This is a genomic window from Nocardia xishanensis NBRC 101358 (assembly GCF_001613365.1).
Classification (GTDB): domain Bacteria; phylum Actinomycetota; class Actinomycetes; order Mycobacteriales; family Mycobacteriaceae; genus Nocardia; species Nocardia xishanensis.
In genome coordinates this window covers 24,928-51,422 of the sequence record NZ_BDCF01000022.1, presented here as the reverse complement: position 1 = coordinate 51,422, position 26,495 = coordinate 24,928, and the positions used below count along the sequence as shown (strand labels likewise).

Here is a 26,495-nt window from a genome sequence, read left to right as displayed (position 1 = left end):
GCCGCGGCGGATGTCGGCGCTCAGCCCAGCAGTACCGCGTACCCCGGCTTGATGATGTCATCGATGATGCGCAGCCGTTCCGGGAACGGGATGAAGGCCGACTTCATCGCGTTGATGGTGAACCGCTCCAGATCGCTCCAGCCGTAGCCGAAGGTCTCGACCAGCTTCAGCATCTCCGCACTCATCGTGGTGTCGCTCATCAGGCGGTTGTCGGTGTTGACCGTGACGCGGAAACGCAGCCGGGCCAGCAGGTCGAAGGGGTGCTTGTCCAGCGCGGGCACCGCGCCCGTCTGCACGTTCGACGACGGACAGAGCTCGAGCGGAATCCGCATGTCACGCACGTAGTTCGCGACCAGTCCCAGTTCCGCGTCCGCCAGCGCGCCCGGCGCGTGGATGTCGTCGGTGATGCGCACGCCGTGCCCCAGCCGGTCGGCGCCGCAGAACGCCAGCGCCTCGTGGATCGACGGCAGCCCGAACGCCTCGCCCGCGTGGATGGTGAAGTGCGCGCTGTTGGCCCGCATGTACTCGAACGCGTCCAGGTGCCTGCTCGGCGGGAAGCCGGCCTCCGCGCCCGCGATGTCGAAGCCGCCGACGCCCCTATCGCGCCAGCGCACCGCGAGCTCGGCGATCTCGCGTGACCGCGCCGCATGCCGCATGGCCGTCAGCAGGCAGGTCACCACGATGGAATGCCCCGCCTCGGCGGCCGCGGCCTCGCCCTCGCGGAAACCGGCCAGGGTGTGCTCGACCACCTCGTCGAGGCTCAGGCCGCGCTCCAGATGCTGCTCGGGCGCGAAACGCACCTCCGCGTACACCACGCCGTCCGCGGCGAGGTCCTCGGCGCATTCTCTGGCCACCCGGCGCAGGCCCTTCGGCGTCTGCATCACCGCGACGGTGTGCGCGAAGGTCTCCAGGTAGCGCTCGAGCGATCCGCTGTCGGCCGCGTCGCGGAACCAGTCACCGAGGGCGGCCTCGTCGGTGGCGGGTAGGTCGTCATAACCGCAATCGGCGGCGAGCTCCAGCACTGTCGCGGGCCGCAGACCACCGTCGAGGTGATCGTGCAGCAATGCCTTCGGAGCTTGGCGGATCGAGGCAAGGGTGAGCGGCATCGGTCCTGTCATGACCACACGTTAGCCGCGCCGCGCGGAATCGGCAGCGAACTTCCGGCGTGGCACCATCTCGTTGCCGTCCGGCTACGACGCGGTCCACAGCCCGTCGACGCGGCGTTGCCGATCATGGCCGGCCGCCCGGACGCAACCCACGCTCAGCAAACGATCCGATCCAAGATCAACGCGGCTTCGCCGGAGCGCGCGGCTTCCTCGAAGGTGATCGAATCAGCCAGTGCGGCAACGGCTCCCGGGATCGCTTCCGGGGTGTCGGTGTGCAGGGTGAGCAACGGTTCTCCGGCGGCGACCGTTTCGCCGGGCTTGGCGTGCATCTCGATGCCCGCGCCGAACTGCACCGGATCGCCTTGGCGGGCGCGGCCCGCGCCGAGGCGCCACGCGGCGATGCCGACGCCCATGGCGTCCAGGCGGGTCAGCACACCGTCGCGGTCGGCGCGCAGTGTCTCGGTGTGCCTGGCTCGCGGCAGGGGCGCGTCGGGGTCGCCGCCCTGGGCGCGGATCATCGCGCGCCAGTAGTCCATCGCCCTGCCGTCGGCGAGCACGTCGGCCGGATCGACGTCCAGTCCGGCCAGCGCCACCATCTCCCGCGCCAGCGCGAGGGTGAGCGCCACGACATCGGCCGGTCCGCCGCCCGCCAGCACCTCGACCGATTCGGCAACCTCCAGCGCGTTGCCCGCGGTGCGGCCGAGCGGTGTGTCCATCGCGGTGAGCAGCGCGACCGTCCGCACTCCCGCGTCCTTGCCGAGTTCGACCATGGTCGTTGCGAGTTCGCGGGCGGCGCCGAGATCCTTCATGAACGCGCCCGCGCCCACCTTCACGTCGAGCACCAGCGCGCCGGTGCCCTCGGCGATCTTCTTGCTCATGATCGAGCTGGCGATCAGCGGGATCGATTCGACCGTGCCGGTGACGTCGCGCAAGGCGTAGAGACGCTTGTCGGCCGGGGCGAGGTCGGCGCCCGCGGCGCAGACGACCGCGCCGATCTTCGGATCGGCCAGGATCTCGCGCATACGCGTTGTCGCCAGGTCGGCCCGCCAGCCGGGGATCGACTCGAGCTTGTCCAGGGTGCCGCCGGTGTGGCCGAGCCCACGACCGGACAGCTGGGGTACGGCCGCGCCGCAGGCCGCGACCAGCGGCGCGAGCGGCAGCGTGATCTTGTCCCCGACTCCGCCCGTGGAGTGCTTGTCGACCGTGGGGCGCGGCAGATCCGTGAAGTCCATCCGTCGGCCCGAGGCGATCATCGCGGCGGTCCAGCGGGCCGTCTCCCTGCGCGTCATGCCGCGCCAGACGATGGCCATGGCCAGGGCCGACATTTGTTCGTCTGCGACCGCGCCTCGGGTGAATCCGTCTACCACCCAGTCGATCTGCGCGTCCGAGAGCTCCCCGCCGTCGCGCTTGGTCGTAATGATGGAAACCGCGTCCGAACCCGTCACCCGGCCAGTCTGGCACGACACCGCGGAACGGCTGGGTTCTCGCCGGAGACGCTCGAAGCCGACCGTTGACGGATGACGTCTACTGCTGCCCGGCCTCCAGGTCGTCGGGGCCGAAGGCGTCGGGTAGCAAGGCGCCTAGCCGGACGGGGCCGGTGTGGTGATCGACCAGGAGATCAGGGCCGCCGTGCTCGTGCAGAAGTTGGCGGCAGCGACCGCACGGCATCAGGATTTCGCCGCGGGAATCGCACACCGAGACGGCCGTCAGACGCCCGCCGCCAGTCGCGAATAAGTTACCGACGAGTACGCATTCGGCGCAGAGGCCCAATCCATATGAGACATTTTCCACATTGCAACCGCTCACAATTCGACCGGCCGAAGTGAGAGCAGCGGCGCCGACCGGGAAACGCGAGTAGGGCGCATAGGCGTTGCACATAACTCGAATAGCATTGTCGCGCAAAACATTCCACTCGATTTTGGGCATCTTGAACCTCCCGCCGAACGACCGTCACAAGGCCGCGCGACGGCCGCCGCACACCCCATTACGCATCAACAAAGGTAAACCTAACCCAGCTGAATGTCGCGCAACGCACGGCACGCCGAATTAGTTCCGCGAATCCGAGAGGATTAGAGTCCACAACAGATCGGTTCAGGTTCCCGGCGGGCCCCGTGCAAACGGAGCACGTGCCACGGCACACATGCAGCACGTGCCACGGCACCCATGAAGCACAGCGCAGCAACCTGGGCATTCGCCCCCTTCACGCGGCCGGCCCGGGACCTGAAACCGGGTCCATCAACGACGTTGGAGGCACCGCACTCTATGACCACGATCGAAGCTCCGGCCCAGCCGAAGCGGAAGACGCTGTACCGAGGCGACCCCGGAATGTGGTCCTGGGCGCTGCACCGGATCACCGGTGTCACCATCTTCTTCTTCCTCTTCGTGCACGTCTTGGACACCGCGCTCGTCCGGGTCAGCCCGGATACCTACGATCAGGCGATCGAGACCTACAAGAACCCGCTCGTCGCGCTGATGGAGATGGGTCTCGTGGTCTGCGTGCTGTTCCACGCGCTCAACGGCGTCCGCGTGATCCTCGTCGACTTCTGGTCCAAGGGCCCGCGCTTCCAGCGCCAGATGCTCTGGATCGTGCTGGCCATCTGGGTCCTGGTCTCCGCCGCCGGTGTCGGCCGCCAGTTCTTCTACCTGTTCACGGAGCACTGATCACCAATGACTGAGCGAAGCGAAGGAATCATGAACGCAGCCGCCATTGCGGTTATGCCGGAGCCGAGCGTCAGCGAGGCGCAGGCATGACCGCACCCGTCCTCGGTAAGTCTCACGACCGGCCGGCCAGCCTGGATCTGCCCCGCTCGCCGCGCGCTCGCTCCAGCAACAACTTCGAGAAGTACGCGTGGCTGTTCATGCGCTTCTCCGGCCTGCTGCTGATCGTCCTCGTGTTCGGCCACATGTTCATCATGCTGATGATCGACGGCGGCGTGAAGCGTCTGAACTTCGCCTTCGTCGCGGGCCGCTGGGCCTCCCCGTTCTGGCAGATCTGGGACCTCACCATGCTTTGGCTGGCCCAGCTGCACGGCGGCAACGGCCTGCGCACCGTGATCGACGACTACTCCCGCAAGGACTCGACCCGGTTCTGGCTCAAGACCCTGCTGGTGATCTCGATGATCCTGGTCATGGGCGTCGGCACCTACGTCATCTTCACCTTCGACCCCAACATCAGTTAGGAACAGGCCCTCGATGAGTGAATCGCGACCGATTCAGGAACACCGCTACGACGTCGTCATCGTCGGTGCCGGTGGCGCGGGCATGCGCGCGGCGATCGAGGCCGGTCCCCGGGTCCGCACCGCGGTGCTGACCAAGCTGTACCCGACCCGTAGCCACACCGGCGCGGCCCAGGGCGGCATGTGCGCCGCGCTGGCCAACGTCGAAGAGGACAACTGGGAATGGCACACCTTCGACACCGTCAAGGGTGGTGACTACCTGGTCGACCAGGACGCCGCGGAGATCATGGCCAAGGAGGCCATCGACGCGGTGATGGACCTCGAGAAGATGGGTCTGCCGTTCAACCGGACCCCCGAGGGCAAGATCGACCAGCGCCGCTTCGGCGGGCACACCCGCGACCACGGCAAGGCCCCGGTCCGTCGGGCGTGCTACGCCGCCGACCGCACCGGCCACATGATCCTGCAGACGCTGTACCAGAACTGTGTCAAGCACGACGTGGAGTTCTACAACGAGTTCTACGTGCTCGACCTGGTGCTCACCGAGACCGAGCGCGGTCCGGTCGCCACCGGCGTCGTCGCCTACGAGCTGGCCACCGGCGAGCTGCACGTCTTCCACGCCAAGTCGATCGTGTTCGCCACGGGCGGCTCGGGCCGGATGTACAAGACCACCTCGAACGCGCACACGCTGACCGGCGACGGCATGGCGATCGTGTTCCGCAAGGGTCTGCCGCTGGAGGACATGGAGTTCCACCAGTTCCACCCGACAGGTCTGGCCGGCCTCGGCATCCTGATCTCGGAAGCGGTCCGCGGTGAGGGCGGCATCCTGCGCAACGCCTCGGGCGAGCGCTTCATGGAGCGTTACGCCCCCACCATCAAGGACCTCGCGCCGCGCGACATCGTCGCCCGCTCGATGGTGCTCGAGGTGCTCGAGGGCCGCGGCGCGGGTCCGAACAAGGACTACGTGCTCATCGACGTGACCCACCTCGGCGAGGACGTGCTCGAGGAGAAGCTGCCCGACATCACCGAGTTCTCCCGCACCTACCTGGGTGTCGACCCGGTGAAGGAGCCGGTGCCGGTCATGCCGACCTGTCACTACGTGATGGGCGGTATCCCGACCCGGATCCGCGGCGAGGTGCTGCGCAACAACACCGACATCGTCCCCGGCCTCTACGCGGCGGGCGAGTGCGCGTGCGTCTCGGTGCACGGCTCCAACCGCCTCGGCACCAACTCGCTGCTCGACATCAACGTCTTCGGACGCCGCGCGGGCATCGCCGCCGCGGAGTACGCCCAGCGCACCGAGTTCGTCGACATGCCGGAGAAGCCGGCGCAGATGGTGACCGAGTGGCTGGAAATGCTCCTCTCGGAGCACGGCGACGAGCGGGTCGCAGACATCCGCACCGAGCTGCAGTACACGATGGACATGAACGCCGCGGTGTTCCGCACCGAGGACACGCTCAAGCAGGCCCTCACCGACATCCACGCGCTCAAGGAGCGGTACGCGCGGATCACCGTGCAGGACAAGGGCAAGCGGTACAACAGCGACCTGCTGGAGGCCGTCGAGCTCGGCTTCCTGCTGGAACTGGCCGAGGTCACCGTCGTCGGCGCGCTGAACCGCAAGGAGTCGCGCGGCGGCCACGCCCGCGAGGACTACCCGGATCGCGACGACGTGAACTTCATGCGGCACACGATGGCCTACAAGGAGAGCCCGGAACTCATCTCCGACATCCGCCTCGACTTCAAGCCGGTGGTGCAGACCCGTTACGAGCCGATGGAGCGTAAGTACTGATGACTGCTGTAGCCGAAGCACCCTCCTCGCAGAAGCCGGCTCCGGTCCCCGAGGGCTCGGTGATGATCACCGTCAAGGTGGCCAGGTTCAACCCGGAGGACGAGAAGGGCGCGCACTGGGAGTCTTTCCAGGTGCCGGTCCTGCCGACCGACCGTTTCCTGAACGTGCTCATCTACATCAAGTCCTACTTGGACGGCACGCTCACCTTCCGCCGCTCGTGCGCGCACGGCGTCTGCGGTTCGGACGCGATGCGGATCAACGGCGTGAACCGGCTGGCCTGCAAGGTGCTGATGAAGGACATGCTGCCCAAGGGCGGCAAGTCGCTCACCGTCACCGTCGAGCCGATCCGCGGCCTGCCCGTGGAGAAGGACCTCGTGGTGGACATGGAGCCGTTCTTCGACGCGTTCCGCGCGGTGAAGCCGTACCTGATCACCACGGGTAACGAGCCCACCCGCGAGCGCATCCAGAGCCAGGCCGACCGCGCCAGGTTCGACGACACCACCAAGTGCATCCTGTGCGCCTGCTGCACCACCTCCTGCCCCGTGTACTGGAGCGACGGCAGCTACTTCGGCCCGGCCGCGATCGTGAACGCCCACCGCTTCATCTTCGACAGCCGAGACGAAGGCGCCCGCGAGCGCCTCGACATCCTCAACGACGTCGAAGGCGTCTGGCGCTGCCGCACCACCTTCAACTGCACCGACGCCTGCCCCCGCGGCATCGAGGTCACCAAGGCCATCCAGGAAGTCAAGCGCGCCCTGCTCTTCACCCGCTGATTCCCGGATCCGCACGGATCCACCGGCCACCCGAAGGCCGCCACCATCGAAAGATGGTGGCGGCCTTCGCCGTTCAAACCCTCACGGCCAGCATGGCACCGATCCACCGCACCGATAGTTACGAATACCTATCGATATTGCTGGACATACAGCTGGGGATTTATCGTGAGACACATGAAGACCATGATCGACCTCAACGACGAAGCGTTGGCGCTGGCCGCCAAGGAGCTGGGCACGACCACGAAGAAGGACACGGTCAACGCCGCGCTCGAGTTCGTGGCCGATCGCAGGCGACGGATCGAGCAGGTGCTGAACGATCCCTACGGCTTCGGGGTCGGGCCGGACATCGATGATCCGGAGATCATGCGCCAGGCTCGCCGTTGACCGAAACGACGCCGCTGCGGCTCCATCTCGTCGATACCTCGGCGGCCGCACGGATAAAGCATCCACCGGTACGTAGCGTCATCGCGGGCCTCATTGCCGACCGAGCCGCCGCGACCTGCATAACCGTCGACCTCGAGGCCGGCTATTCCGGTCGCAACCTCGCCGACGTGCAGAACATCGGCCAGCGACGCCGCTCCCTGTATATCAATCTGCCCATCAACGAAACCATTGCCGACCGAGCCCGGGAGGTTCAACTCCTGATGGCGCGCAGGAGTCAGCACCGTTCGGCCGGAATCATCGACCTCCTCACCGCCGCCGTGGCCGAATTCCACGGCGCGGTCTTGGTCCACTACGACGCCGACTTCGAGCACATCGCGGCCGTCACTCGGCAACCGCAGGTGTGGGTGGTCCCGCAGGGCAGCCTGAACTGACTCATTCGCGCCCGAGGGTGGTCGGGGTGGCGCGGGACCATTGTTCGCCGGCGAGGACGACGTGGTCGAGGAAGCGGAGGCCTACGGTGCGGGCGGCTTCGATGAGGAGGGTGGTGGTGCGGCGGTCGTCGAGGCTGGGGGTGGCGGTGCCGGAGGGGTGGTTGTGGACGAGGGCGAAGCCGCGGCCGTCGTGGCGCAGCACGGTGTTGAGGATCTCGCGGATCGGGACGGCGACCTGGTCGACCGCGCCTTCGGCGACGAACACCTTCTGCCGCAAGCGATTCTGGGTGTCGCAGACCAGCACGAGAATGCGTTCGACCCGGGCGCCGTCGAACAGCGGACGGGCGATGCGGACGACGTCGACGGCGCTTTCCAGGCGCGGCGCCGCCTCGGGTTCGGCGCGCGCTCTGCTGCCGAGCTGGAAGGCCGCGATGATCGCGGCGGCCTTGGCCACACCGACCCCGGCCCTGCGAAACAGTTCCTCGGGCCGGGCCGCGGCCAGCCCGGGGATGCCGCCGTATTCGGCGAGGAGCTCCGCGGCGAGTTCCAGCGCGCTCTCGCCGCGGCGGCCCTGGCCGAGCAGCAGGGCGAGCAGCTCGCTGTCGCTGAGCGCGGCGGGGCCGACCGCGAGCAGTCGCTCGCGCGGGCGCTGGCCGAAGGGCAGGCTGGCGATCGGTACCGACATCACAATCCCCCTCGAATGCGTTGGAGGGTTCGCATCATGCCAGCGGCCACCGACAGGTCGGGTGGGCGCGGTTCGGGCACAAATGAAGGGAAGCGAATCTCGGGGAGAGTCGAATGTCTCTCGCCGAAGGACTGGTCTGTCGGTCGGCCTGAGCGACTCCCGGCAGGCGCGACGACCGCCGATTCGGGCACACTGTTCGGCGAACCGGCATCCGGGGAAAGGCGAATAGTGCGAAGGCGCAGGACAATTCAGGGAGTGGCACGGTCGTGGTTTCCGCGCGCGGCGCTGGCGGCGCTGCTGCTCACCACGGCGGCGTGCGCGGACGATGAACCGCTCGTCGCACCGGCTCCGACCTTGGAACCGTTCCTCCGCCAGACCCTCACCTGGGAGTCGTGCGAGAACTATCCCGGCGGCGCGGGGCTTTCCGCCGAGGGCACAGAATGCGCGCGGGTGATGGTTCCGCTGGACTACGCCGATCCCGTGGGCGAGACCGCCCGTATCGCCATCTCTCGGCTGCGGGCGCGCGGCGAGCGTGTCGCCGCGATCCTCGTCAACCCGGGCGGCCCTGGCGGACCCGGCCTGGACATGCCGAGGATGCTGGCGAAAACGCCTCTGGCCGAACGCTTCGACGTGATCGGCATGGATGTGCGCGGACTCGGCGCCTCGACGCCGCTGGTGCGCTGCCCGTCCGCGGAGGAGATGCGGACGGAGCAGTTGATCCTCGGGGTCGGCCATACCTTCGGCGAGGTCGACCAACTGGAAGAGGAGGCGGAGGACTACGCCGTCTCGTGTGCTGCCGGTTCGGGGCGGAAGCTGCTCGCGCATGTCGGGACCGTCGATGTGGCCAGGGATCTCGATGTGATCAGGACGGTGCTCGGCGAGCAGAAGCTGACATACTTCGGTGGTTCCTACGGCACCCGCCTCGGTTCCACTTTTGCCGAGATGTTCCCCGACCGGGTGCGGGCGATGGTGCTGGACGGTCCCATCGATCCGGCGGCCAACATGGGTGATCCGGTGGCCGACGCCGCCGCGTTCCAGCGGGCATTCGAGGCCTACGCGGCGGACTGCGCGACGTTACCCGACTGTCCGCTCGGCACCGACCCCCGGCAGGCCACCGAGGTCTACCGGAAGCTGACTCTGCCGCTGATCGACCACCCCGCGGCCACCACGGATCAGCGAGGAGTGGACTTCTTCGATGCGGTCGACGGGGTCGTCGCCTCGATGTACAGCCCGAAACTCTGGCCGGACCTCACCGCAGCCCTCGCCGAGCTGAGCCGAGGCCGTGGCGACGCGCTCCAGGCGATCATCACCGGCCATTCCGAGTCCGTGGGGCTGGGCGTGCACTTGGCGGTGAAGTGCCTCGAGGAGGTCAGAATCACCGACCGGGCACAAGTAACCCAGCAGGAACGCCGGATTCGCGAGGTCGCCCCCATTTTCGACAGCGGACTGCCCATCACCGAGTCACCCTTGGACGTCTGTGCGTTCTGGCCGGTGTCGCCGAATTGGCAGCCGCATCCGCCGGTGATCACGGGCCTGCCGAAAGTGGTCGTGGTGGCATCCACCGGCGATCCGGCGACGCCGTACCAGCGCGGCGTGCGGCTGGCCGAAGCCCTCGACGCACCACTGATCACCTACGAGGCCACCCAGCACGGCGTCGCGTTCAAGGGCGTGCGCTGCGTGGACGAGCCGGTCATGAAATACCTGATCGAACTCGTTCCCCCGCCGGACACTCGCTGCGCACAACAACGATAGGCGGCGGGCCGGTCTCCGCCTTCGGCCCGGCCCTGCATGGGACTGTCGACGGACTTCGTCGGCAGCGCCCGTCTAACCGTCGACGGCGGCGACCTCCGGCGCCGGTAGCGCACAGAGCACTCCCGCAGCCAGCTTCTCTAGGTGATGGAGTTGCCGCTCGTGCACCACGATTCGGCGCAACGCCTCGTTGACGGTGGCGTTGCTGTTGGACGTCCCCATGATTTCGGCGGCGGCGGCCAACAGCTTCTGGTCGAGATCGATCCGCACGGTATGCATGCGTCCTCCTTCGTACATTCGCCATCTTGCGCCATCACCCCCGCTCATGTCCGGCAAATCGCGGACACCCACCGGCATCCGCCGCCGGTCGCGCAGCACATTTCGCGCCACCGGCGCAGGTAGGGCGCCCCGCGGAGGGCCGTCGACGGCCGCAGCGAAGGCGGAGCAACGCGCACGGCCGCCGGCGAATCGCCGACTGCCATCATTTTCGATGCACGAAGCCGGGAAGCGACGGAAACGATCCGGCCAGCTAGGCAGTGTGTACAGCTGGACGGGCTTTCGTTGTCGGATCGATCAGGCGGTGCTTGCATCGAAGTATGTTCACCGAGGCTCAGCTGTACTCACCGGTCACCCGTACCGGTGACGGCGACGTGACGGTGCACCTGAGCGACGAGCACCCCGGCGTACACGACCCCGAGTACCGTGTCCGCCGCAATGCCATCGCCGCCCTCGCGCTGGCCTACACGCCGGGCGAACCCGCACCGAAGATCGACTACACCGACGAAGAGCAGCAGGTCTGGCGGATCGTCTCCGCCGAACTGGCCCGTAAACACCGCACCTACGCCTGCGCGGAGGTACTGGCCTCCGCGGCCCGGCTCGATCTGCCCGCAGACCACATTCCACAACTGGACGATGTGACCGCGGCTCTGACGCCGCTCACCGGTTTCCGCTACGTTCCCGCCGCAGGCCTCGTGCCGCTGCGCGAGTTCTTCGGCTCCTTCGCCGAACGCGAGTTCCACTCCACCCAGTACATCCGGCATCACTCCGCGCCGCTCTACACCCCGGAACCGGACGCCATCCACGAGATCATCGGGCACGCCAATCAGATCGCCAGCCCGCGCTTCGCCGCCATCTACGAGACCGTCGGCGCGGCGGTCGCCAGGCTGACCACCGATACGGCGCTGAAATTCCTCGCCGACGTGTTCTGGTTCTCGATGGAATTCGGCGTGGTTCGCGAACGGGGCGAAATCCGATGCTACGGAGCGGGATTGCTGTCCTCTTACGGCGAGCTGGACGAGTTCCGGCATGCCGAGATGCGGCCGCTCGACGTGGTCGCGATGGGGTCCGCCGTCTACGACATCACCCACTACCAGCCGATTCTCTACTGCGCCGAGTCGATCTCGGAGATCGAGGACGTGGTCGGCGGCTTCTTCGCCGAGATGGACGACGACACGCCCCTGCGCGCGATGCGCGACCAGAAGCGCCCGCCGGTCGCCGAGGCGAGCTGACGGCGGCTATTCCTCGGCGCCGCCGAGCGGGAGACCGGCGTCGAGGAACTCCATCGCGCGCCCGAGATTCGTCGCGTTGATCGGCGCGCGCAGCGAAACGGCAAGGCCGGCACCGGCGATGGCACCGGCCATCACCCGCACCTCGAAATCGTCGGCGGGACGGCCGACGTACTCGGCGATCAGTTCGACGATCATCTCGATGCCGCGCTCGAGCTCGATGCCGATCGCGGCGCGCAGCTCGGGGACGTGGTAGAGCAGGGCTTGGCGCTCCTGTTCGAAGGCCAGTTCCTCGGGTGTCAGGGTGGCCATCGCCGCCTCGATCGCGTTGCGGAAGGCGCGGATCGGGGGCAGCCCGCGCGGCTGACTGCGGACCTCCTCGATCAGCACCGGATCGAGATCATCGACGATGACCAGTTGCTCCTTGGTCGGGAAGTAGCGGAAGAAGGTGCTCGGCGAGACATCGGCCGCCGCGGCGATCTGCTCGATGGTGGTCTCGCTGTAGCCCTGCTCGCGGAACAGCCGGAACGCCTCGGTGCGAATCGTCCGGCGGGTCCGCTCCTTCTTGCGCTCTCGTAGTCCCGGCCCCGCGACACCCTCACCCGATGACTCAACCGACATGTGTCGATTCTGACTCATCCGGCGCCGCGGCGACGACAGGTGCGTCCACCGGCGCGGGCGCGCGACGGGGCAGCGCCCACAGCGCCAGCGGCACCGACACCGCGCAGACGGCCGCGCAGACCCACAGCATCAGGCTCATCCCACCGACGAACGCCGACTGGACCTGCGCCAGCGCGTCGGCGCTTCCGCTCGCCTTCGCCGCGGCCGCCCCGCTGCTCACCCCGTCGTCGAAGGGCGCGACGTTCAGCGCGCCGAGTTCGGCCCGGTACCGGGTGACCAGAACGGTGCCGAGGAGGGCGACGCCGACGGTGCCCGCCGCCTGCCGCAACGCCTGCAACAGCGCCGATCCGACACCGGCACGCGCGACGTCGAGATCGTCGATCGCGACCGACATCGCGACGGGCATCGCCATGCCCATGCCTGCGCCGACCAGCGTGATCCAGCACGCGGTGACCCAGTAGGCGGTGTCCACCTCGGTCAACGCGCCCCATCCGAGTCCGACGCCGAGCAGCGCGAGACCAGCGGTGATCACCACACGCGCACCAGCGCCCGGCAGCAGCCGATCCCCCAGCCGCGCGCCGATGACCAGGCCGCCGATCATCGGCAGCAGCCGCAGTCCGCTGCCGAGGGCGTCGGCGCCGAGCACCTCCTGGTAGTACTGCGGCACGGTGAAGAACATGCCGAACATCGCGAAGTTGATCAGCACGGCGAACACCGCGCCCCAGCGAAAACCTTTGCTGCCGAACAACTCCAGGTCGATCAGCGGATGGCGGCCGCGCCGCTGCCACAGCAGGAACGCCGCCGTGATGGCCGCGCCGCAGACGAGCGGCGCCCAGGCCAGCGGGTCGCCCCAGCCCTGTTCGCCGAAGCGGATGAAACCGTAGGTGACGCCGAGCATGCCGAGCATGGACAGCAGCACTCCCGGCAAATCGATCGGAAGCTGCTGGGGGTTGCGCGATTCCGGCACCAGCACGGCCACCGCCGTCGCGCCGGCCACCACCATCGGCACGTTGATCAGGAAGACCGAGCCCCACCAGAAGTTGTCGACGAGCCAGCCGCCGAGCACCGGCCCGAGCGGCAGGCCGAGCGAGGTGGCGGTGACCCAGATCGACATGGCGCGGGCCCGCTCCCGCTGCTCGGGGAACAGCACCGGCAGCACCGCCATGGACAGCGGGATCATGGCCGCGGCCGCGATGCCGAGCACCACCCGCGCCGCGATCAGCTGACCGGAGGTGCCCGCGAAGGCGCAGGCAAGCGAGGCCGAGCCGAACAAGACCAGAGCCGCGAGCAGGATCCGCTTGCGGCCGTAGCGGTCGCCGAGCGCGCCCGCGGGCAGCATGAAGGCCGCGAGCGCCAGCGTGTAGGCGGAGCTGAACCATTGCAGCGCACCGGTATTCGCGTTCAGGTCGATAGCGAGGGTGGGCAGCGCGACGGTCAGGACGGTCACGTCGAGGCCGATGGTCAGCATGGCGAGCGCCAACGCGCCGAGGGCGAGCCACCGCCGGGAATCCGAGTTCATGTTCCCTCCAGATAATGGAAGCTACTACTTTTTGATAGTAGCTTCCATTTCATGGTCGCTGTCAATACTCGGCGTTCCCCGGTTTACGCGCGGCCGTGCTGTTTATGCGTATCTCCGCCCTAGTCCGGCCAAGTGCGGGGGCGATTGACGGGCCTCGACCGATCACGCCGGTTACGCTCGCTCCCGATGAAGATCCCGCATCCTCGCCACTGCGCCACGCGCCGCCTCGCGGGCGCGCTGGCTGCCGCCGCACTGCTCGGCGGCCTGATCGCGGCACCGGCTCTCGCGGTGCCGCCGACCCCGACGAGCACTCCGTTCACCACCCCGAACACGGACAACTGCCCGCAGAAGACCAAGCCGCCCGCGCCGATCGACGCGTCCGAGACGCCCGCGCCGGGGAAACCGACACCGGCCCCCCTGCCGGTTCCCGTGCCTCCGGTGGGCGGGACCAGGATGGGCGAATGCGGCGTGGTGCTGCCGAAAGGCGCGCCACCCGCGCCGCGGGACATCTCCGCGACCGCGTGGATGGTGTCGGACCTCGATACCGGCGAGGTGCTCGCCGCCAAGGACCCGCACGGGCGCTATCGCCCCGCGAGCACCATCAAGGTGCTGCTGGCGACCGTCGCGCTGCGCGCGCTGAAACTGGACACGGTGGTCACGGGTACCCAGGAGGACGCGGACATCGACGGCACCCGCGTCGGCATCGGCCCCGGCGGTCAATACACCAACAGGCAGCTCTTCCAGGCGCTGATCATGGCCTCGGGCAACGACGCGGCGCATGCCATCGCGGCCCAGCTCGGCGGTGACGAGGCGACCGTGACGAAGATGAATCAGCTGGCGAAATCGTTGTACGCCTTCGATACTCGCGCGGCGACACCCTCCGGCCTCGACGGGCCTGGCATGAGCACCTCGGCCTACGACCTGTCGCTGCTGTTCCGCGAGGCGATGACCATCCCGCTGTTCGCCGAGTTGATCCAGACCGAACAGATCGATTTCCCCGGCTATCCCAAGAATTCGAAGATTCCCAACGACCCAGACCACCCCGGCTTCGCGGTCGGCAACGACAACCAACTGCTGTACAACTACGAGGGCGCGCTCGGCGGCAAGACCGGCTACACCGACGACGCGAGGCAGACCTTCGTCGCGGCCGCGCAGCGCGACGGGCGCAGGCTGGCGGTCACCCTGTTGCAGGCCGAGGTGCGCCCGATACGCCCCTGGGAACAGGCGGCCCGGCTGCTCGACTACGGTTTCGCGCTACCGCGCGGCACCGAGATCGGACTGTTGCCGAATCACGGAACGAACTCCGAGGCGAACGAGGCCGAATCCCCTGCGACACTGGCGGCTCCGCCTCGTACCGAGGGCGGCGACGTGCTCGCGAGCCCGCCGCGCGAGCGCGACCACGTCGGTACCCGCACGCTGGTGATGGTCGGCGGCCTCGCGCTGATCCTGTTCCTGTTGCTCAAGGCGCGGCGCGTCAATCGCCAACGCCGCTGAGCCATCGCCGATCCGGCGCGGGCCTGCTCAGCGACGCCTACGCAAGGTCGCCAGGCCGAGGGCTGCCAGCGCGCCCGCGCCGAAGTAGGCCGCGCCGCTGCCGAACGATCCGGCGCTGTTGACGACCCGCGGCCGGATGACGGCCCCGGCTGTCGGTGGCTCGACCTCGGGTTCGTTCTCGGAAGCGGTAGCGGCCCACGCCGTAGCGAACAGGATGATGCGATAGGTGATGTAGGTGAACACCATCAGACCGATGATCGAACCGAAGGCCGCGCCCGCCGGGCTGCGCAGCACGATCTGCAGGTAGATCGACGCGACGAACTTGAAGACCTCGAACGCCAGCGCGGCGAGCAGCGCGGCCTTGGCGGCGCTGGCCAGCGTGACGGGCTCGCGCGGGAGCCGCGCGATGATCCAAGCGAACACCGCCCAGCTCGCCAGCAGCGCGAACAGAATCGACAGCAGCGTCAAAAGCAGCCGGGCGCCGGGTAGCTCGTCGAGACCGTAGCGCGCCAGCAGCTGGGCGCCCAGATTGCTGGAGGCCAGCCCCGAAAATCCGAGCGACACCACGAAGGCCAGGCCGAGCCCGATCAGCGCGCCGAGATCGGAGATCTTGGTGCGCAACCAGTTCCCCTCCTCGGTCTTCTGCTCCCACTGCTCGGTGAGCGCGGCGCGCAGATTCGCCATCCAGCCGAGTCCGGTGTACAGACTGGCGAGCAGGCCGAGCACACCGACCGTGCCGCGGGAACGGACCGCCCGATCGATGAGCGCGTTGAGCTGGGTGCCCAGCTCGCCGGGGATGGTCTCGACGACCTTGTCCTGAAGTTCTTGAAACAGCTGCTCGTTGCCCGCCAGCACGAAGCCCGCGACCGCGAACGCCACCATCAGCAATGGAAACAGCGACAGCACGGTGAAATACGTGATACCGGCCGCGTAGTAGTCGCCGCGCTGCCGCTCGTAGCGGCCGCCGGCCCGGATCAGATGATCAAGCCACGGCCGCGCCTGCACGCGGCGTTCGATCCCGGCTTTGACGTTGTCGATCGCCTGCACGTGCTCGCCCCTTCGACACCCGATTGACGCGGCCGGGCGCGGTCCATCGCCTGCCCGCGCACAGCCGAAGCGAAGGCGGAGTCACACCCGACCCTCGCAAGCGTCGTACCCGGGCTAGCGGGCGAGGAAACCCACCCGGTCGTAGACCTGCGCGAGAGTGTTGCCCGCGATCTCCCGCGCCCGCTCCGCACCGAAAGCGAGGATACGGTCGAGTTCGCCTTTGTCCGCCAGATACTCTTCCACCTTGGCGCGCAAGGGCGTCACAAATTCCACCAGCGCGTCGGCCACGTCGGATTTCAGGTCGCCGTAACCCTTACCCTCGTAATCCTTCTCCAGCGTCACGATCGGCGTTCCACCCAGCGAGCTCAGGATGACCAGGAGATTGCTGACGCCAGGTTTCGCGTCCGGGTCGTAGCGGATCTCGCGCTCGGTGTCGGTGACCGCCGAACGGATCCTCTTGGCGGTGATCTTCGGATCGTCGAGCAGGTTGATCAAGCCCGCGTCGGTGGCGGCCGACTTGCTCATCTTGGCGGTCGGATCCTGCAGGTCGTAGATCTTCGCGGTGCCCTTGACGATGTGCGCCTCCGGCACCACGAAGGTCTTCTTGAAGCGAGTGTTGAAGCGCTGCGCCAGGTTTCGGGTCAGCTCCAGATGCTGGCGCTGATCCTCGCCGACCGGAACCTGGTGCGGGCGGTAGAGCAGGATGTCGGAGGCCATCAGCACCGGGTAGGTGAACAGGCCGACGGTGGCGTTCTCCGCGCCCTGCTTGACCGACTTGTCCTTGAACTGGGTCATCCGGCTGGCCTCGCCGAAACCGGTGATGCAGCTGAGGACCCAGGCCAGCTCGGCGTGCTCGGGCACCTGGCTCTGCACGAACAGCGTCGACTTCTTGGGGTCGATGCCGATCGCGAGCAGCTGCGCCGCCGCGGCCCTGGTGCGCGCCCGCAGTTCCTTCGGGTCCTGCGGGACCGTGATGGCGTGCATGTCGGGGATGAAGTACAGCGCCTCGTAGTCGTCCTGCATGGTCACCCAGTACTGCAGCGCCCCAAGGTAGTTGCCCAAGTGGAACGAGGAGCTGGTCGGCTGGATCCCGGACAGCACACGCTGTTTACGCTCGGCGGCCGGGGCTGATGCGGGACTCGACATGCCCTCGATCTTCCCATGCGAGTCCAGCGGAATTTCGAGCCGCCCAGTTGCGCGGGTCGACGCCGGGCATGCTCGGCCTGCCGGCCCGCGTCAGCTTGCGCTCGCGTTCGGAGACCAATCGGTAGACCGGTCCGCTCGGACCGGCGAGCGTGCCGCGCAGCACCCTGGGGGCGAGCGGCGGCGCGACATGCGCGGTGCGCACACCGCCCGCCAGCGCGCGGAAGGCGAGCTCGTCGGCCGTTCCCCAGCGCATGCCGTACATGGCGCGGATGCGCGGCGGCAGACTGCCCTGCACCAGCAGGAAGAACGCCGAGGCGACCTGTTGCAGCGGGGCCCGCTGCGGATACGGGACGCGCTGACCCGCCAGGTAGGACCCGACCAGCCGGGCCTCGTCGGTGAGGAAGAGCTCGTCGGAGGCGAGGTAGCCGTCGTAGAAGCGACGGAAGGCGCGGTAGTCGGCGGGCGCGGCGTCGCGCGGCATGCCGAACAGTTCGGCCCAGCGCACGTAGTCCTGGTAGAGCCCGTCCCGCTCGCCGTCGGTCAGCCTGCGGACGAGCAGGTCGTACATGACCTCGGCGGAATCGAAGGTGAACGCCATGGTCATGAACATCAGGTGCGGATCGAGGGCCGAGTACGCCGTGCCCGCCGGATGGCGCGGCCCGGCATCCTCGGGCAGCTCGCCGACGACCTTGGCGTGCTTCTTGGTGGTGAAGGCCAGCGCCCGTTCCGCCTCCTCCTTGCTACCGAGGAAGACGGCCTCGAACAGTTTCCCGGTGAGCGCCAGCCGGGTGTAGGGCGTGTCGCGGTGTTCGGTGTTCTCGGCCGTCCCGACGTAGAGGCGAGGGTGCACGGCTCCGATCACCAGCGCCCGCTGTCCGTAGGTGAGACCGACCGCACGCTTGCTCATGACGCGTCGCGCCATCGAATTGTCGGCGAAGTATCCGGGCTGGGACGAGTGTGCGGACATCGTTGTCTCCTCATCGAAAGCCCCGGCCTGCGCCGGGACCGACACCATCTGGCAATAGAATCCCCCAGATCCAACCTTCTGGCAATACTCAATGCCAGAATCGTGTCCGTGCCAGAATCGTGCTGTGACAGCGCAGCGGACCTACGGCGGCGTCTCCGCCGACCAACGCCGGGCACAGCGACGCACCGCACTGCTGGACGCCGCGCTCGAGATCATCGGCGTCCAGGGCCTGGCGAAGCTCACCGTCTCCGGGCTGTGCGCACAGGCCGGGCTCAACGAGCGGTACTACTACGAGAATTTCGACAGCCGCGACGCCGTGCTCACCGCGCTGACCGACCGGATCGCCGAGGAACTGGCCATCGCGATCCTGGACGGGCTGCGCGGCGCGCCTGATGACTCGCGAGCCAAGGCACACGCCGCCATCGCCGCGGGCATCCACCTGCTCACCGACGATCCGCGCAAGGCCAAGGTCGCGCTGGTCGCCGGTATGGCCACGCCGGAACTGCGGGCCAGGACCACCGAGACGATCCGGGTGTTCGCGCGCATGGTCGCGGCCGAGGGCATCGACTTCTACGGCATCACCGATCCCGAACCGGATCCCGCCATCTTCTTTCGCGCGACCTACCTCGTCGGCGGCCTGGTGCAGACGCTGACGACGTGGCTACAAGGTGATATGCCGCTCACCAAAGAGGAGCTCATCGAACACACCACGGATGTATTCGTCCTGCTCGGCGAGGACCTGGCGCGCCGCCTCGGGTGACCTGGCTCCTCGAATGACCGGGGCTCCTCGAATGACCGCGCCGCCTCGGGTGACGGTTCGCCTGGAAGACCGGGCCGCCTCGCGTGACGAGGGCCGATCAGGTCAGTGACAGCGCGATGACCTCGGACGAGAACGGCGCGCCCTGATAGACGACGCGGAACGCGACCTCGCGACGCGCCCAGTAGTCGGCGCAGTCGCGCATCGCCTGTTCGAACCACTCCCGCTCCTCGGGCTGATCGTCGAGCAGCGCGGCCGCGTCGCGCACCACGGCGACGTAACCGCTCGCCTCGCCGACGAAATCGTCCAGGTCGCGCAGGCATTCGTCGAAGGCGTCCTTGTTCGCGCCGAAGTAGTACGGGAACTGGAAGGCCGAGGCCCACTCGTCGAACACGCCCGCGGTGTCGTGCATCTTGCGCCCGCGCAACTCGCGCACCTGGTACCCGGCGGGCGCGCGATAGCGGACCTCGCTCAATTCGGGCGCGTCGACGGGCAGCGCGCCGAGCACCGGCTCGGACACGGTGGTGGGCGCGCCGTCGACGGTGCGAGCGAGGAACTGCGAGAGCGGAACCGGACGGGGCATCAGCGCATCCTCGTGAACGTCTCGTAGTGGTCGCCGGTGTACCAGACCGTGCCGTCGCTGCCGGTGACGATGCGTTCGGCATCGCGGGAACGGTTGCGCTGCTTGGGGTTGACGTCCCACTCCTGATACGTGATCGACCTGCCCGCGGCATCGGTGCGCGGCAGCGTGCCGTCCCGGTTCATCCAGCGCTCGCCGCCCTTGGTGCCTGGCGCGTTCGCCGAATCCGGCCAGCGGCCCGCGTCTATCTCGGCCAGCGTGACGTAGGCGCGGTCCGGAACGCCCTGCGCCCGGCTCGGCGTGACCGTGACCGTGACCGTGACCGCGACGGGCGGGACGCCGGTCGGGCGCGCGGAGACACTCGAGGCGGTCGCCGTCGCGCGGGTCGTCGCGGTGGCCGAGCCCGCCGTGCGGTCGGTGTCGGGGCCGCCGCGTGACGCGAGCACCGCGAGCAACAGCACCACCGCCACCGCGCCGAGCGCCCCTAGCGCCCGGATCACTTTGCCGGTCACGCCGACATCTCGCGGGCACTCGGCTCCGGCGAGCGCGAAGCGCGCCGGCACACGATTCGCTCACTCCGTCCGTTCATCGGTACTGCACCGTGACCGGAGCGTGGTCGGACCAGCGCTGATCGTAGGAGGCGGCCCGCTCGACGACGGCCTGCTTGGCGCGGCGCGGCAGCTCGCCGCGCGCCAGCTGAAGGTCGATGCGCCAGCCCGAGTCGTTGTCGAAGGCGCGGCCGCGGTAGGACCACCAGCTGTACGGCCCGTCGACGCCCGGATGCAGCTGACGCACCACGTCGACATAGCCGGCGGCGATCAGCTCGTCGATCCAGGCGCGTTCCTCGGGCAGGAACCCGGCCGACTTCAGGTTGCCCTTCCAGTTCTTCAGGTCGCGTTCGGTGTGCGCGATGTTCCAGTCGCCGCTGACCACGAAGTCGCCGGTACGGGTCTTCAGGTAGGCGCCGAACTCGGCCATGAACCGGTACTTCTCGTCCTGGCGCTCGGTGCCCGCGTCACCGGAGTGCACGTACACGCTGGCGACGGTCACCTCGTCGAATTCGGCCTCCAGAAAGCGCCCCGAGGCGTCGAACTCGGCGCTGCCGAACCCGATCCGGACCGCCTTCGGCTCCCGCCTGGACAGGATGCCGACACCGGCCCTGCCCTTGGACCCGGGCTCGGCGTGCGCCAGCCACCAGCCGTCGGCCAATGCCGGCGCGAGCGCGGCGCGGGTCTGCTCGTCGGTGGCGCGGGTTTCCTGCAGGCAGACGATGTCCGCTTCGGTGGCCGCGAGCCAGTCGAGCATGCCCTTGCCCGTGGCCGCTCGGACGCCGTTCACATTGACTGTGGAGATGATGTAGGGCACGCAACGACCGTACAATGCTGGTCAGAGATACCGCCCCCGGACACTGCCGTCCAGGAAGGGGTGCTGACGATGACGTCCGACACCTCCAAGTCCACGGCCGCCGCCCCGCGCTCCGCCCGAGCGCGAACCGCCGCCCGCACGGACGACAAACCGATCAAAGCATTGCACCTGGGCTCCGGCGATCCGCTGATGCTTTTGCACGGCTTCATGCTCTCGCCGCACTGTTGGGAACGCACCGCGGACCGGTTGTCCTCGCACTGCGAGGTGTACGCCCCCGCCCTGCCCGGTCACTGGGGCGGCCCGCCTGCCGAGCGCGGGCTCGTCGGCGTCGGCGCGCTGGCCGACGCGATCGAGGCCCAGCTCGACGAAATGGGTTGGCGCACCTGCCATATCGCGGGCAACTCGCTCGGCGCCTGGGTCGGCGTCGAACTCGCCCGCCGCGGCAGAGCCCGCACGCTGACGCTGATCGCGCCCGCGGGCGGCTGGAACGTCCCCTCGCTCACCCAGTTCCGGGTGGGACTGAAGTTCCTCTCGCTGGTTCCGCTCGTGCGAATCGGCAGGCGGCTCGGCGGTTTCGCAACCGACAACGTCATCCCCCAGCGGTTCGCGCTGTTCCTGTTGAGCAAGCACGCCTCCGCGGTGCCGCGCCGCGAGATCGCCAATGTGCTGCGCGCCGCGCTGAACTGCACAGCGATGCTGCCGATGATCGCGGGCGGCCTCCGCGCCCCCGCTTTGGCCGACCTGTCCGACCTGGTCACCCCGGTCCGCCTGCTGCTGTCCGAGTACGACCGCATCATCCCGAACCGTGTCTACGCCCGCCGCTACCTGAAGGAACTCCCCGACTCCGCCGACCGCATCCTCGTCAACGGCGTCGGCCACGTCCCCATGCTCGAAGCCCCCGACCGCATAGCCACCCTCATCGCCGAACACGTCTACGCCAGCCGCAACCACCTCCGCGCGGTGTGAGGCAGGAGGAGGTAGGCCGACCAATCGACCCGCAAAGCGTCATCACATAGATGTGATAATCTCAGGTCGTGCTGTATGCGATCGAGATAGAGCCCGAGGTTCGCTCGTTCCTGGCCGGACTATCACCGATCGACCTGGCCCGTGCGGACTTCGCCGCCGGACTCCTCGCCGCTTACGGCCCTGAACTCAGTGAACCGTATTGTCGCTACCTCGGCGACGGGGTTCGCGAGCTGCGGTTCACCCTTACCCGCAACCGGGCCACTCGGATCACGTACTGGTTCCCTGGTAGCCGAAAAGCTGTGTTGCTGACCGTGTTTCAAAAAACGAAGCAACGCGAGACGGCCCAGATCGATCGCGCGAAAATGGCCCGCAAGCTGTGCGAATCAGAGCACACCGACCCGGCACACTCGACCTTCGACCCCACCGGAGACACCGAACCATGACCAGCCAAAGGGACTTCGACGCCCACCTAGAGGCGACCCGCGCCACTCCCGAGTACCAGGCAGCCGCCCGCGCCTACGCGCTGGCGTATGAACTCGGCCGCCAGATCCGCGCAGCTCGTGAAGCGCGCGGATGGTCGCAGACCGAACTGGCCAACCGTGCCGGGATGCGCCAGCACGCCGTGAGCCGCCTCGAGGCAGGTGACGTGGTACCGACGATCACCACCCTGGAGCGGATCGCCGCCGCCCTCGACACCGAGCTGTCGGTCTCGCTGGCGGCGTAGAGGCCAGACGCACCCGGCCTCTCGCGGCGTGAAGGTCACCCACTCTCCGCACGCCCCACGCAGGCGGCGCCTGGGTGGGGCGTGGGTGCGGGGTCAGGGGGCCAGGAGGGCCTTGGCGATGTGGGTTACTTGGATTTCGTTGGAGCCCGCGTAGATCATCAGGGATTTGGCGTCGCGGGCCAGTTGTTCGACGCGGTATTCGGTCATGTAGCCGTTGCCGCCGAAGAGCTGGACCGCTTCCATCGCCACGTCGGTGGCGGCTTCGGAGCAGTAGAGCTTCATGGCGGAGGCCTCGGCGAGGGTCGGCGGTTTGCCTGCGCGGCCGCGCTCTAGCGCGTTGAACACCATGTTCTGCACGTTGATCCTGGCGATCTCCATCTTGGCCAGCTTGAGCTGGACCAGCTGGAAACGCCCGATCTCCTGGCCCCACAGCTTGCGGCTCTTGGCGTAGTCGACGCACAGCCGGTGGCATTCGTCGATGATGCCGAGCGCCATGAACGCGACCCCGATGCGTTCGGCGGTGAAGCTGGAGCGCGCGGACTCGCGGCCGTCTCCGCCCTTGTGCTCCTCGGTCTCGCCGAGCAGCCGGTCCCGGCCGACGCGCACGTTGTCGAAGAACAGTTCACCGGTCGGCGAGGCGTGCAGGCCCATCTTCTTGAACGGCTTGCCCTGGGTGACGCCTTCCATGCCCTTGTCCAGGACGAAGGTCAGCACCTTGCGCTCGCGCTTATCCACCCCTTCTCCCTCGTCCAGCTTCGCGTAGACGATCATCACGTCGGCGAAGGGACCGTTGGTGATGAAGGTCTTCTGGCCGTTGAGGATGTAGTCCTCGCCGTCGCGCTTGACGTAGGTCTTCATGCCGCCGAACGCGTCGGAGCCCGAGTCGGGCTCGGTGATCGCCCAGGCGGCGACCTTCCGCATCGTCACGATGTCGGCGAGCCAGCGCTCTTTCTGGGCCAGCGTGCCGCGCGACATGATGGTGGTCGCGCCGAGCCCGATGCTGACGCCCATCGCGGTGACCAAACCCATGCAGACACCGGACAATTCGCTGATCAGCACCGCCATCAGCGACTCCTGGCCGCTGAACGGGCTTGCGCCGGAACGTTTCTCGCTCTTCTCCGGCGCGGGCGCTCCGGCGGCGAGTGCCTCCTCCTTGGCCCGCTGCTTGGCGAGCAGCTTCGCGACCGCCTCACCGCCCATCGCGTCGATACCGAAGTCCGCGAACAGCTTCCGGATGATCGGATACGGCAGCATCTCGCCGCTGTCGAGCGCGTCCAGGTGCGGGCGGACCTCCTTGTCGATGAAGGTGCGCACCGCGTCGCGGACCATCACATCGGTCTCGGACCATTCGAACATCGTCGTTCTCCTTTCTGGCGGCCCGGTCTCAGGGCAGCCGAGCGGCGATGTCGTCGATGAGCCAGGGGCCGTCGGTCTCGATCGTCTTCACGTCGTGCCAGCCCGCCAGCTCGGAGATGGCGCCGCCCTGCACCGCGAACACCTTGCCGGTGATCGGGCACTTGTCCGAAGCCAAGTATGCGACCAACGGGGAGATGTTGGCGGGGCTGAAGGCATCGAATCCGCCCGCTTCCTCGACGGCCTCGGCCTCGGCGGCCATCATCTCGCCCATGCCGGGCGTGGCGAGGGTGAGCCGGGTCCTGGCGATCGGCGCGATCGCATTCACCCGCACGCCGTAGCGGGCGAGTTCGTCGGCGGCGACCAGGGTCAGCGCGGCGATGCCCGCCTTGGCCGCGCCGTAGTTGGCCTGGCCCGCGTTCGGGACGGTGGTGCCCGACGCGGACGCCGTGTTGATCACGGCCGCGTTGGGTTGGTTGCCTGCCTTGCTCTGCTCTTTCCAGTAGGCCGCCGCGTGGTGCAGCACCGCGGCATGGCCCTTCAGGTGCACCGCGATCACGGCGTCCCACTGGGCTTCTTCCATGCCCGCGACGAACGCGTCGCGCAGGATGCCGGCGTTGTTGACCACGATGTCGAGCCCGCCCAGCTCGGACACCGCCTGCTGGACCAGGTTGCGCGCGCCCTCCCATGAGGCGATGTCGTCGGTGTTGGCGACCGCCTCGCCGCCCGCCGCGACGATCTCCTCGACCACCTGCTGAGCCGGGCCGGAATCGGTCCCCTCGCCCGCGTTGCTGCCGCCGAGGTCGTTGACGACGACGCGAGCGCCCTCGCTCGCGAACAGCAGCGCGTGCTCACGGCCGATCCCCCGGCCTCCGCCGGTGATGACCGCGACCTTTCCTGCCAATGCGCCCATGTGTGCGTCTCCTGTGCTGTGTCTCGCCCACCGGATGGGGCGAGGGTGTGATGTATGGGGTGCCGGCTCGCGCCGGACGAAAGAGCTGCCCGCGGCAGTCCGAGCCGCGGGCAGCTCGGCTCAGTCGGCGATCTCGGCGAGGCCGTCGCTCAGCACGACATCCGTGCCCCGCACCGTCTCGAAGGCGTAGGTGGTGACGCCGTCGCCCGCGCCCACCTTCCAGATCCGGGTCTCCAGGTCGTCGCCGGGGAAGACCATCTTGGCGAAGCGCACCGCGAAGCGGCGCAGCCGATGCACGTCGGAGCCCGCGGCCTCGGTGAGCACCGCCCACGACGCGAACGCCATGGTGCACAGACCGTGCGCGATGATGCCGGGCAGCCCGGCGTCCTTGGCGACCTGCTCGTCCAGGTGCAGCGGCACCGGATCGCCGGAAGCCGGTGCGTAGCGGAAGGTCTGATCGTCGTCCACGTGCTGTGCAACGACCGCGAACGGCTCGGTCGCCCGCAAGGACTCGTCTAACTTGTGCGCGGGCGCGGCCTGTCCGATGGTCTTGCCCGCGTCGATGTTGCGGAAGAACGCGGTCAGGTACTGCTCGTTGACCAGTTGCCCGTCCTCGTCGCGGCATTCGATCAGGATGGTGATCGTGCTGCCGTTGGACTTGCTCGCGTAGCCGACCGCCTTGGCGCGGGTGACCAGCCGGTCGCCGGGCCGGATGGCCCGGTGGAAGTGAAAGTCCTGCTCGCCGTGCACGACCCGGCCGAAAATGTCCATCGGCGCCACGTCGATCACCGGCATCATCATGGCCTCGAAGACCGGGACGATGCCGAACACCGGCGAGGCCACCTCGCCCGCGCGGTGCGCCGCGATGGGATCGTTGGTGGCCGCTGCGTATTCGGCGATCCGCTCCGCCGTCACGGCGAAACGTTCTTCGTCGCACCAGGTTTCCAGGCCCGCGTTGTCGAATTCGACGACGCGGGACACGGTGGGTTCCGCTGTCATCGTGACGCCCTACGCCGAGGCCAGCGCGTCGAGCTGCTCGAGCGACTTGTCCAGCTGCTTGATGCCGTCCTTCTCGACCGCCTTGCCGAGCGCGCCCTTGATCAGCGCGCCCTCGAAGTCACCGGACACCACGATGGTGCTGCCCGCGCCCTTGGGCTGGATATCGAAGGTGAATTCGGTCTTCACCCCGGCCATTCCGGTGCCCCCCAGGGTCAGCTTGTTCGGCGCCTCGACCGCTTTGATGGTCCATTCCAGCTTGTTCGCCATGCCGAGCATGACGATCTTGGCCACCAGCTTGGACCCCTCGGCCAAGGCGGTGGGCGGCTCCTCCATGAAGCGCTCGTGGATGGTGAACCACTTGTCCCAGGTCTGCGGATCGGAGACGACCGCCCACAGGGCTTCGGGGGTGGCGTTGACGTCCTTGGTGGCTTCGATGTGTCCCATTGATT

30 protein-coding genes are annotated in these 26,495 nt (G+C 68.1%); 13 read left to right on the top strand and 17 right to left on the bottom strand.

Annotated features, from left to right (window positions below; translation table 11 throughout):
* Nucleotides 1-20 precede the first annotated feature (20 nt).
* The 3 genes from NX1_RS19025 to NX1_RS35505 all read right to left on the bottom strand — a co-directional run bounded on the left by NX1_RS19025 (nt 21) and on the right by NX1_RS35505 (nt 3,032).
* The gene (locus NX1_RS19025) at nt 21-1,118 is read right to left on the bottom strand and encodes an adenosine deaminase (protein WP_068061007.1); all 1,098 of its coding nucleotides are present in this window, start codon (nt 1,116-1,118) and stop codon (nt 21-23) included.
* Between the two features lie 143 nt (nt 1,119-1,261).
* Nucleotides 1,262-2,551 carry a thymidine phosphorylase gene (locus NX1_RS19020; RefSeq protein ID WP_068061004.1) on the bottom strand — a complete coding sequence of 430 codons (1,290 nt, stop codon included), beginning with the start codon at nt 2,549-2,551 and terminating at the stop codon, nt 1,262-1,264.
* Nucleotides 2,552-2,630: 79 nt separating this feature from the next.
* Complete coding sequence (locus NX1_RS35505; RefSeq protein WP_084501557.1) at nt 2,631-3,032, bottom strand: cytidine deaminase; 402 nt, start codon at nt 3,030-3,032, stop codon at nt 2,631-2,633.
* 336 nt (nt 3,033-3,368) lie between these two features.
* Between NX1_RS35505 and sdhC the strand changes: the two genes are divergently transcribed.
* The 6 genes from sdhC (at nt 3,369) to NX1_RS18990 (ending at nt 7,656) form a co-directional block, all read left to right on the top strand.
* A complete protein-coding gene (gene sdhC / locus NX1_RS19015; RefSeq protein ID WP_068061001.1) occupies nt 3,369-3,767 on the top strand; it encodes a succinate dehydrogenase, cytochrome b556 subunit in 399 nt (132 codons plus the stop codon).
* An 86-nt stretch (nt 3,768-3,853) separates the two neighbouring features.
* The gene (locus tag NX1_RS19010; protein WP_068060998.1) at nt 3,854-4,285 is read left to right on the top strand and encodes a succinate dehydrogenase hydrophobic membrane anchor subunit; all 432 of its coding nucleotides are present in this window, start codon (nt 3,854-3,856) and stop codon (nt 4,283-4,285) included.
* A 13-nt stretch (nt 4,286-4,298) separates the two neighbouring features.
* Entirely contained in the window at nt 4,299-6,068 is a 1,770-nt protein-coding gene (gene sdhA / locus NX1_RS19005; protein WP_157119851.1) for a succinate dehydrogenase flavoprotein subunit, read from the top strand.
* A complete protein-coding gene (locus tag NX1_RS19000) occupies nt 6,068-6,841 on the top strand; it encodes a succinate dehydrogenase iron-sulfur subunit (RefSeq protein ID WP_068060995.1) in 774 nt (257 codons plus the stop codon). Before sdhA ends, NX1_RS19000 begins: the two co-directional genes overlap by 1 nt.
* A gap of 174 nt (nt 6,842-7,015) precedes the next feature.
* The gene (locus tag NX1_RS38550) at nt 7,016-7,225 is read left to right on the top strand and encodes a type II toxin-antitoxin system VapB family antitoxin (RefSeq protein ID WP_084501563.1); all 210 of its coding nucleotides are present in this window, start codon (nt 7,016-7,018) and stop codon (nt 7,223-7,225) included.
* A complete protein-coding gene (locus NX1_RS18990; protein WP_084501556.1) occupies nt 7,222-7,656 on the top strand; it encodes a PIN domain nuclease in 435 nt (144 codons plus the stop codon). Before NX1_RS38550 ends, NX1_RS18990 begins: the two co-directional genes overlap by 4 nt.
* A 1-nt stretch (nt 7,657) precedes the next feature.
* Here the strand turns inward: NX1_RS18990 and NX1_RS18985 are convergent, their stop codons facing one another.
* On the bottom strand, nt 7,658-8,341 hold the full coding sequence (locus NX1_RS18985; protein ID WP_068060993.1) for a JAB domain-containing protein: 684 nt from the start codon (nt 8,339-8,341) through the stop codon (nt 7,658-7,660).
* A gap of 255 nt (nt 8,342-8,596) precedes the next feature.
* Here NX1_RS18985 and NX1_RS18980 point away from each other — a divergent pair, with 255 nt between their 5' ends.
* On the top strand, nt 8,597-10,093 hold the full coding sequence (locus NX1_RS18980; protein ID WP_245668574.1) for an alpha/beta hydrolase: 1,497 nt from the start codon (nt 8,597-8,599) through the stop codon (nt 10,091-10,093).
* A 72-nt stretch (nt 10,094-10,165) separates the two neighbouring features.
* Here the strand turns inward: NX1_RS18980 and NX1_RS18975 are convergent, their stop codons facing one another.
* Nucleotides 10,166-10,369, bottom strand: a complete 204-nt coding sequence (locus tag NX1_RS18975) for a type II toxin-antitoxin system VapB family antitoxin (RefSeq protein ID WP_068060987.1) — start codon at nt 10,367-10,369, stop codon at nt 10,166-10,168.
* Between the two features lie 317 nt (nt 10,370-10,686).
* Here NX1_RS18975 and NX1_RS18970 point away from each other — a divergent pair, with 317 nt between their 5' ends.
* Nucleotides 10,687-11,598, top strand: coding sequence for a phenylalanine 4-monooxygenase (locus tag NX1_RS18970; protein WP_068060984.1), 912 nt, complete (start codon nt 10,687-10,689; stop codon nt 11,596-11,598).
* Between the two features lie 6 nt (nt 11,599-11,604).
* Here the strand turns inward: NX1_RS18970 and NX1_RS18965 are convergent, their stop codons facing one another.
* Nucleotides 11,605-12,216: a TetR family transcriptional regulator gene (locus NX1_RS18965; RefSeq protein WP_068060977.1), complete on the bottom strand. Its 612-nt coding sequence runs from the start codon at nt 12,214-12,216 to the stop codon at nt 11,605-11,607.
* Nucleotides 12,206-13,735 (bottom strand): MFS transporter, encoded by a 1,530-nt coding sequence (locus NX1_RS18960; protein WP_068060972.1) that lies wholly within the window; start codon nt 13,733-13,735, stop codon nt 12,206-12,208. The genes NX1_RS18965 and NX1_RS18960 overlap by 11 nt, the downstream gene beginning before the upstream one ends.
* Before the next feature lie 186 nt (nt 13,736-13,921).
* On the opposite strand from NX1_RS18960, the gene NX1_RS18955 reads away from it, so the two are divergent.
* Nucleotides 13,922-15,229, top strand: coding sequence for a D-alanyl-D-alanine carboxypeptidase family protein (locus NX1_RS18955; RefSeq protein WP_068060969.1), 1,308 nt, complete (start codon nt 13,922-13,924; stop codon nt 15,227-15,229).
* 27 nt (nt 15,230-15,256) lie between these two features.
* Here NX1_RS18955 and yhjD read toward each other — a convergent pair whose 3' ends face one another.
* The 3 genes from yhjD to NX1_RS18940 form a co-directional block, all read right to left on the bottom strand.
* Nucleotides 15,257-16,276, bottom strand: coding sequence for an inner membrane protein YhjD (gene yhjD / locus NX1_RS18950; RefSeq protein WP_068060962.1), 1,020 nt, complete (start codon nt 16,274-16,276; stop codon nt 15,257-15,259).
* Nucleotides 16,277-16,390: 114 nt separating this feature from the next.
* A complete protein-coding gene (gene trpS / locus NX1_RS18945; RefSeq protein WP_068060957.1) occupies nt 16,391-17,422 on the bottom strand; it encodes a tryptophan--tRNA ligase in 1,032 nt (343 codons plus the stop codon).
* Nucleotides 17,385-18,389: an oxygenase MpaB family protein gene (locus NX1_RS18940; protein ID WP_084501554.1), complete on the bottom strand. Its 1,005-nt coding sequence runs from the start codon at nt 18,387-18,389 to the stop codon at nt 17,385-17,387. Before NX1_RS18940 ends, trpS begins: the two co-directional genes overlap by 38 nt.
* A 124-nt stretch (nt 18,390-18,513) precedes the next feature.
* Here NX1_RS18940 and NX1_RS18935 point away from each other — a divergent pair, with 124 nt between their 5' ends.
* Nucleotides 18,514-19,149, top strand: a complete 636-nt coding sequence (locus tag NX1_RS18935; protein WP_245668573.1) for a TetR/AcrR family transcriptional regulator — start codon at nt 18,514-18,516, stop codon at nt 19,147-19,149.
* A gap of 97 nt (nt 19,150-19,246) precedes the next feature.
* Here NX1_RS18935 and NX1_RS18930 read toward each other — a convergent pair whose 3' ends face one another.
* The 3 genes from NX1_RS18930 to NX1_RS18920 all read right to left on the bottom strand — a co-directional run bounded on the left by NX1_RS18930 (nt 19,247) and on the right by NX1_RS18920 (nt 21,091).
* Nucleotides 19,247-19,729, bottom strand: coding sequence for a barstar family protein (locus NX1_RS18930; protein WP_068060953.1), 483 nt, complete (start codon nt 19,727-19,729; stop codon nt 19,247-19,249).
* On the bottom strand, nt 19,729-20,238 hold the full coding sequence (locus NX1_RS18925) for a ribonuclease domain-containing protein (RefSeq protein WP_245668572.1): 510 nt from the start codon (nt 20,236-20,238) through the stop codon (nt 19,729-19,731). Before NX1_RS18925 ends, NX1_RS18930 begins: the two co-directional genes overlap by 1 nt.
* Before the next feature lie 73 nt (nt 20,239-20,311).
* Nucleotides 20,312-21,091: an exodeoxyribonuclease III gene (locus tag NX1_RS18920; protein ID WP_068060952.1), complete on the bottom strand. Its 780-nt coding sequence runs from the start codon at nt 21,089-21,091 to the stop codon at nt 20,312-20,314.
* Nucleotides 21,092-21,160: 69 nt separating this feature from the next.
* On the opposite strand from NX1_RS18920, the gene ephH reads away from it, so the two are divergent.
* The 3 genes from ephH (at nt 21,161) to NX1_RS18905 (ending at nt 22,781) form a co-directional block, all read left to right on the top strand.
* On the top strand, nt 21,161-22,057 hold the full coding sequence (ephH, locus tag NX1_RS18915; RefSeq protein WP_084501562.1) for an epoxide hydrolase EphH: 897 nt from the start codon (nt 21,161-21,163) through the stop codon (nt 22,055-22,057).
* Between the two features lie 68 nt (nt 22,058-22,125).
* On the top strand, nt 22,126-22,500 hold the full coding sequence (locus NX1_RS18910) for a type II toxin-antitoxin system RelE/ParE family toxin (RefSeq protein WP_068060948.1): 375 nt from the start codon (nt 22,126-22,128) through the stop codon (nt 22,498-22,500).
* On the top strand, nt 22,497-22,781 hold the full coding sequence (locus NX1_RS18905; protein ID WP_068060941.1) for a helix-turn-helix domain-containing protein: 285 nt from the start codon (nt 22,497-22,499) through the stop codon (nt 22,779-22,781). Before NX1_RS18910 ends, NX1_RS18905 begins: the two co-directional genes overlap by 4 nt.
* Before the next feature lie 93 nt (nt 22,782-22,874).
* Here NX1_RS18905 and NX1_RS18900 read toward each other — a convergent pair whose 3' ends face one another.
* From NX1_RS18900 to NX1_RS18885, 4 genes are all read right to left on the bottom strand, one after another.
* Nucleotides 22,875-24,137: an acyl-CoA dehydrogenase family protein gene (locus tag NX1_RS18900; protein ID WP_068060938.1), complete on the bottom strand. Its 1,263-nt coding sequence runs from the start codon at nt 24,135-24,137 to the stop codon at nt 22,875-22,877.
* Between the two features lie 28 nt (nt 24,138-24,165).
* Nucleotides 24,166-25,047, bottom strand: a complete 882-nt coding sequence (locus tag NX1_RS18895) for an SDR family oxidoreductase (RefSeq protein ID WP_068060936.1) — start codon at nt 25,045-25,047, stop codon at nt 24,166-24,168.
* Between the two features lie 120 nt (nt 25,048-25,167).
* Nucleotides 25,168-26,046 (bottom strand): MaoC/PaaZ C-terminal domain-containing protein, encoded by an 879-nt coding sequence (locus NX1_RS18890; RefSeq protein ID WP_068060933.1) that lies wholly within the window; start codon nt 26,044-26,046, stop codon nt 25,168-25,170.
* 9 nt (nt 26,047-26,055) lie between these two features.
* Complete coding sequence (locus tag NX1_RS18885) at nt 26,056-26,490, bottom strand: type II toxin-antitoxin system Rv0910 family toxin (protein WP_068060930.1); 435 nt, start codon at nt 26,488-26,490, stop codon at nt 26,056-26,058.
* Nucleotides 26,491-26,495 lie beyond the last annotated feature (5 nt).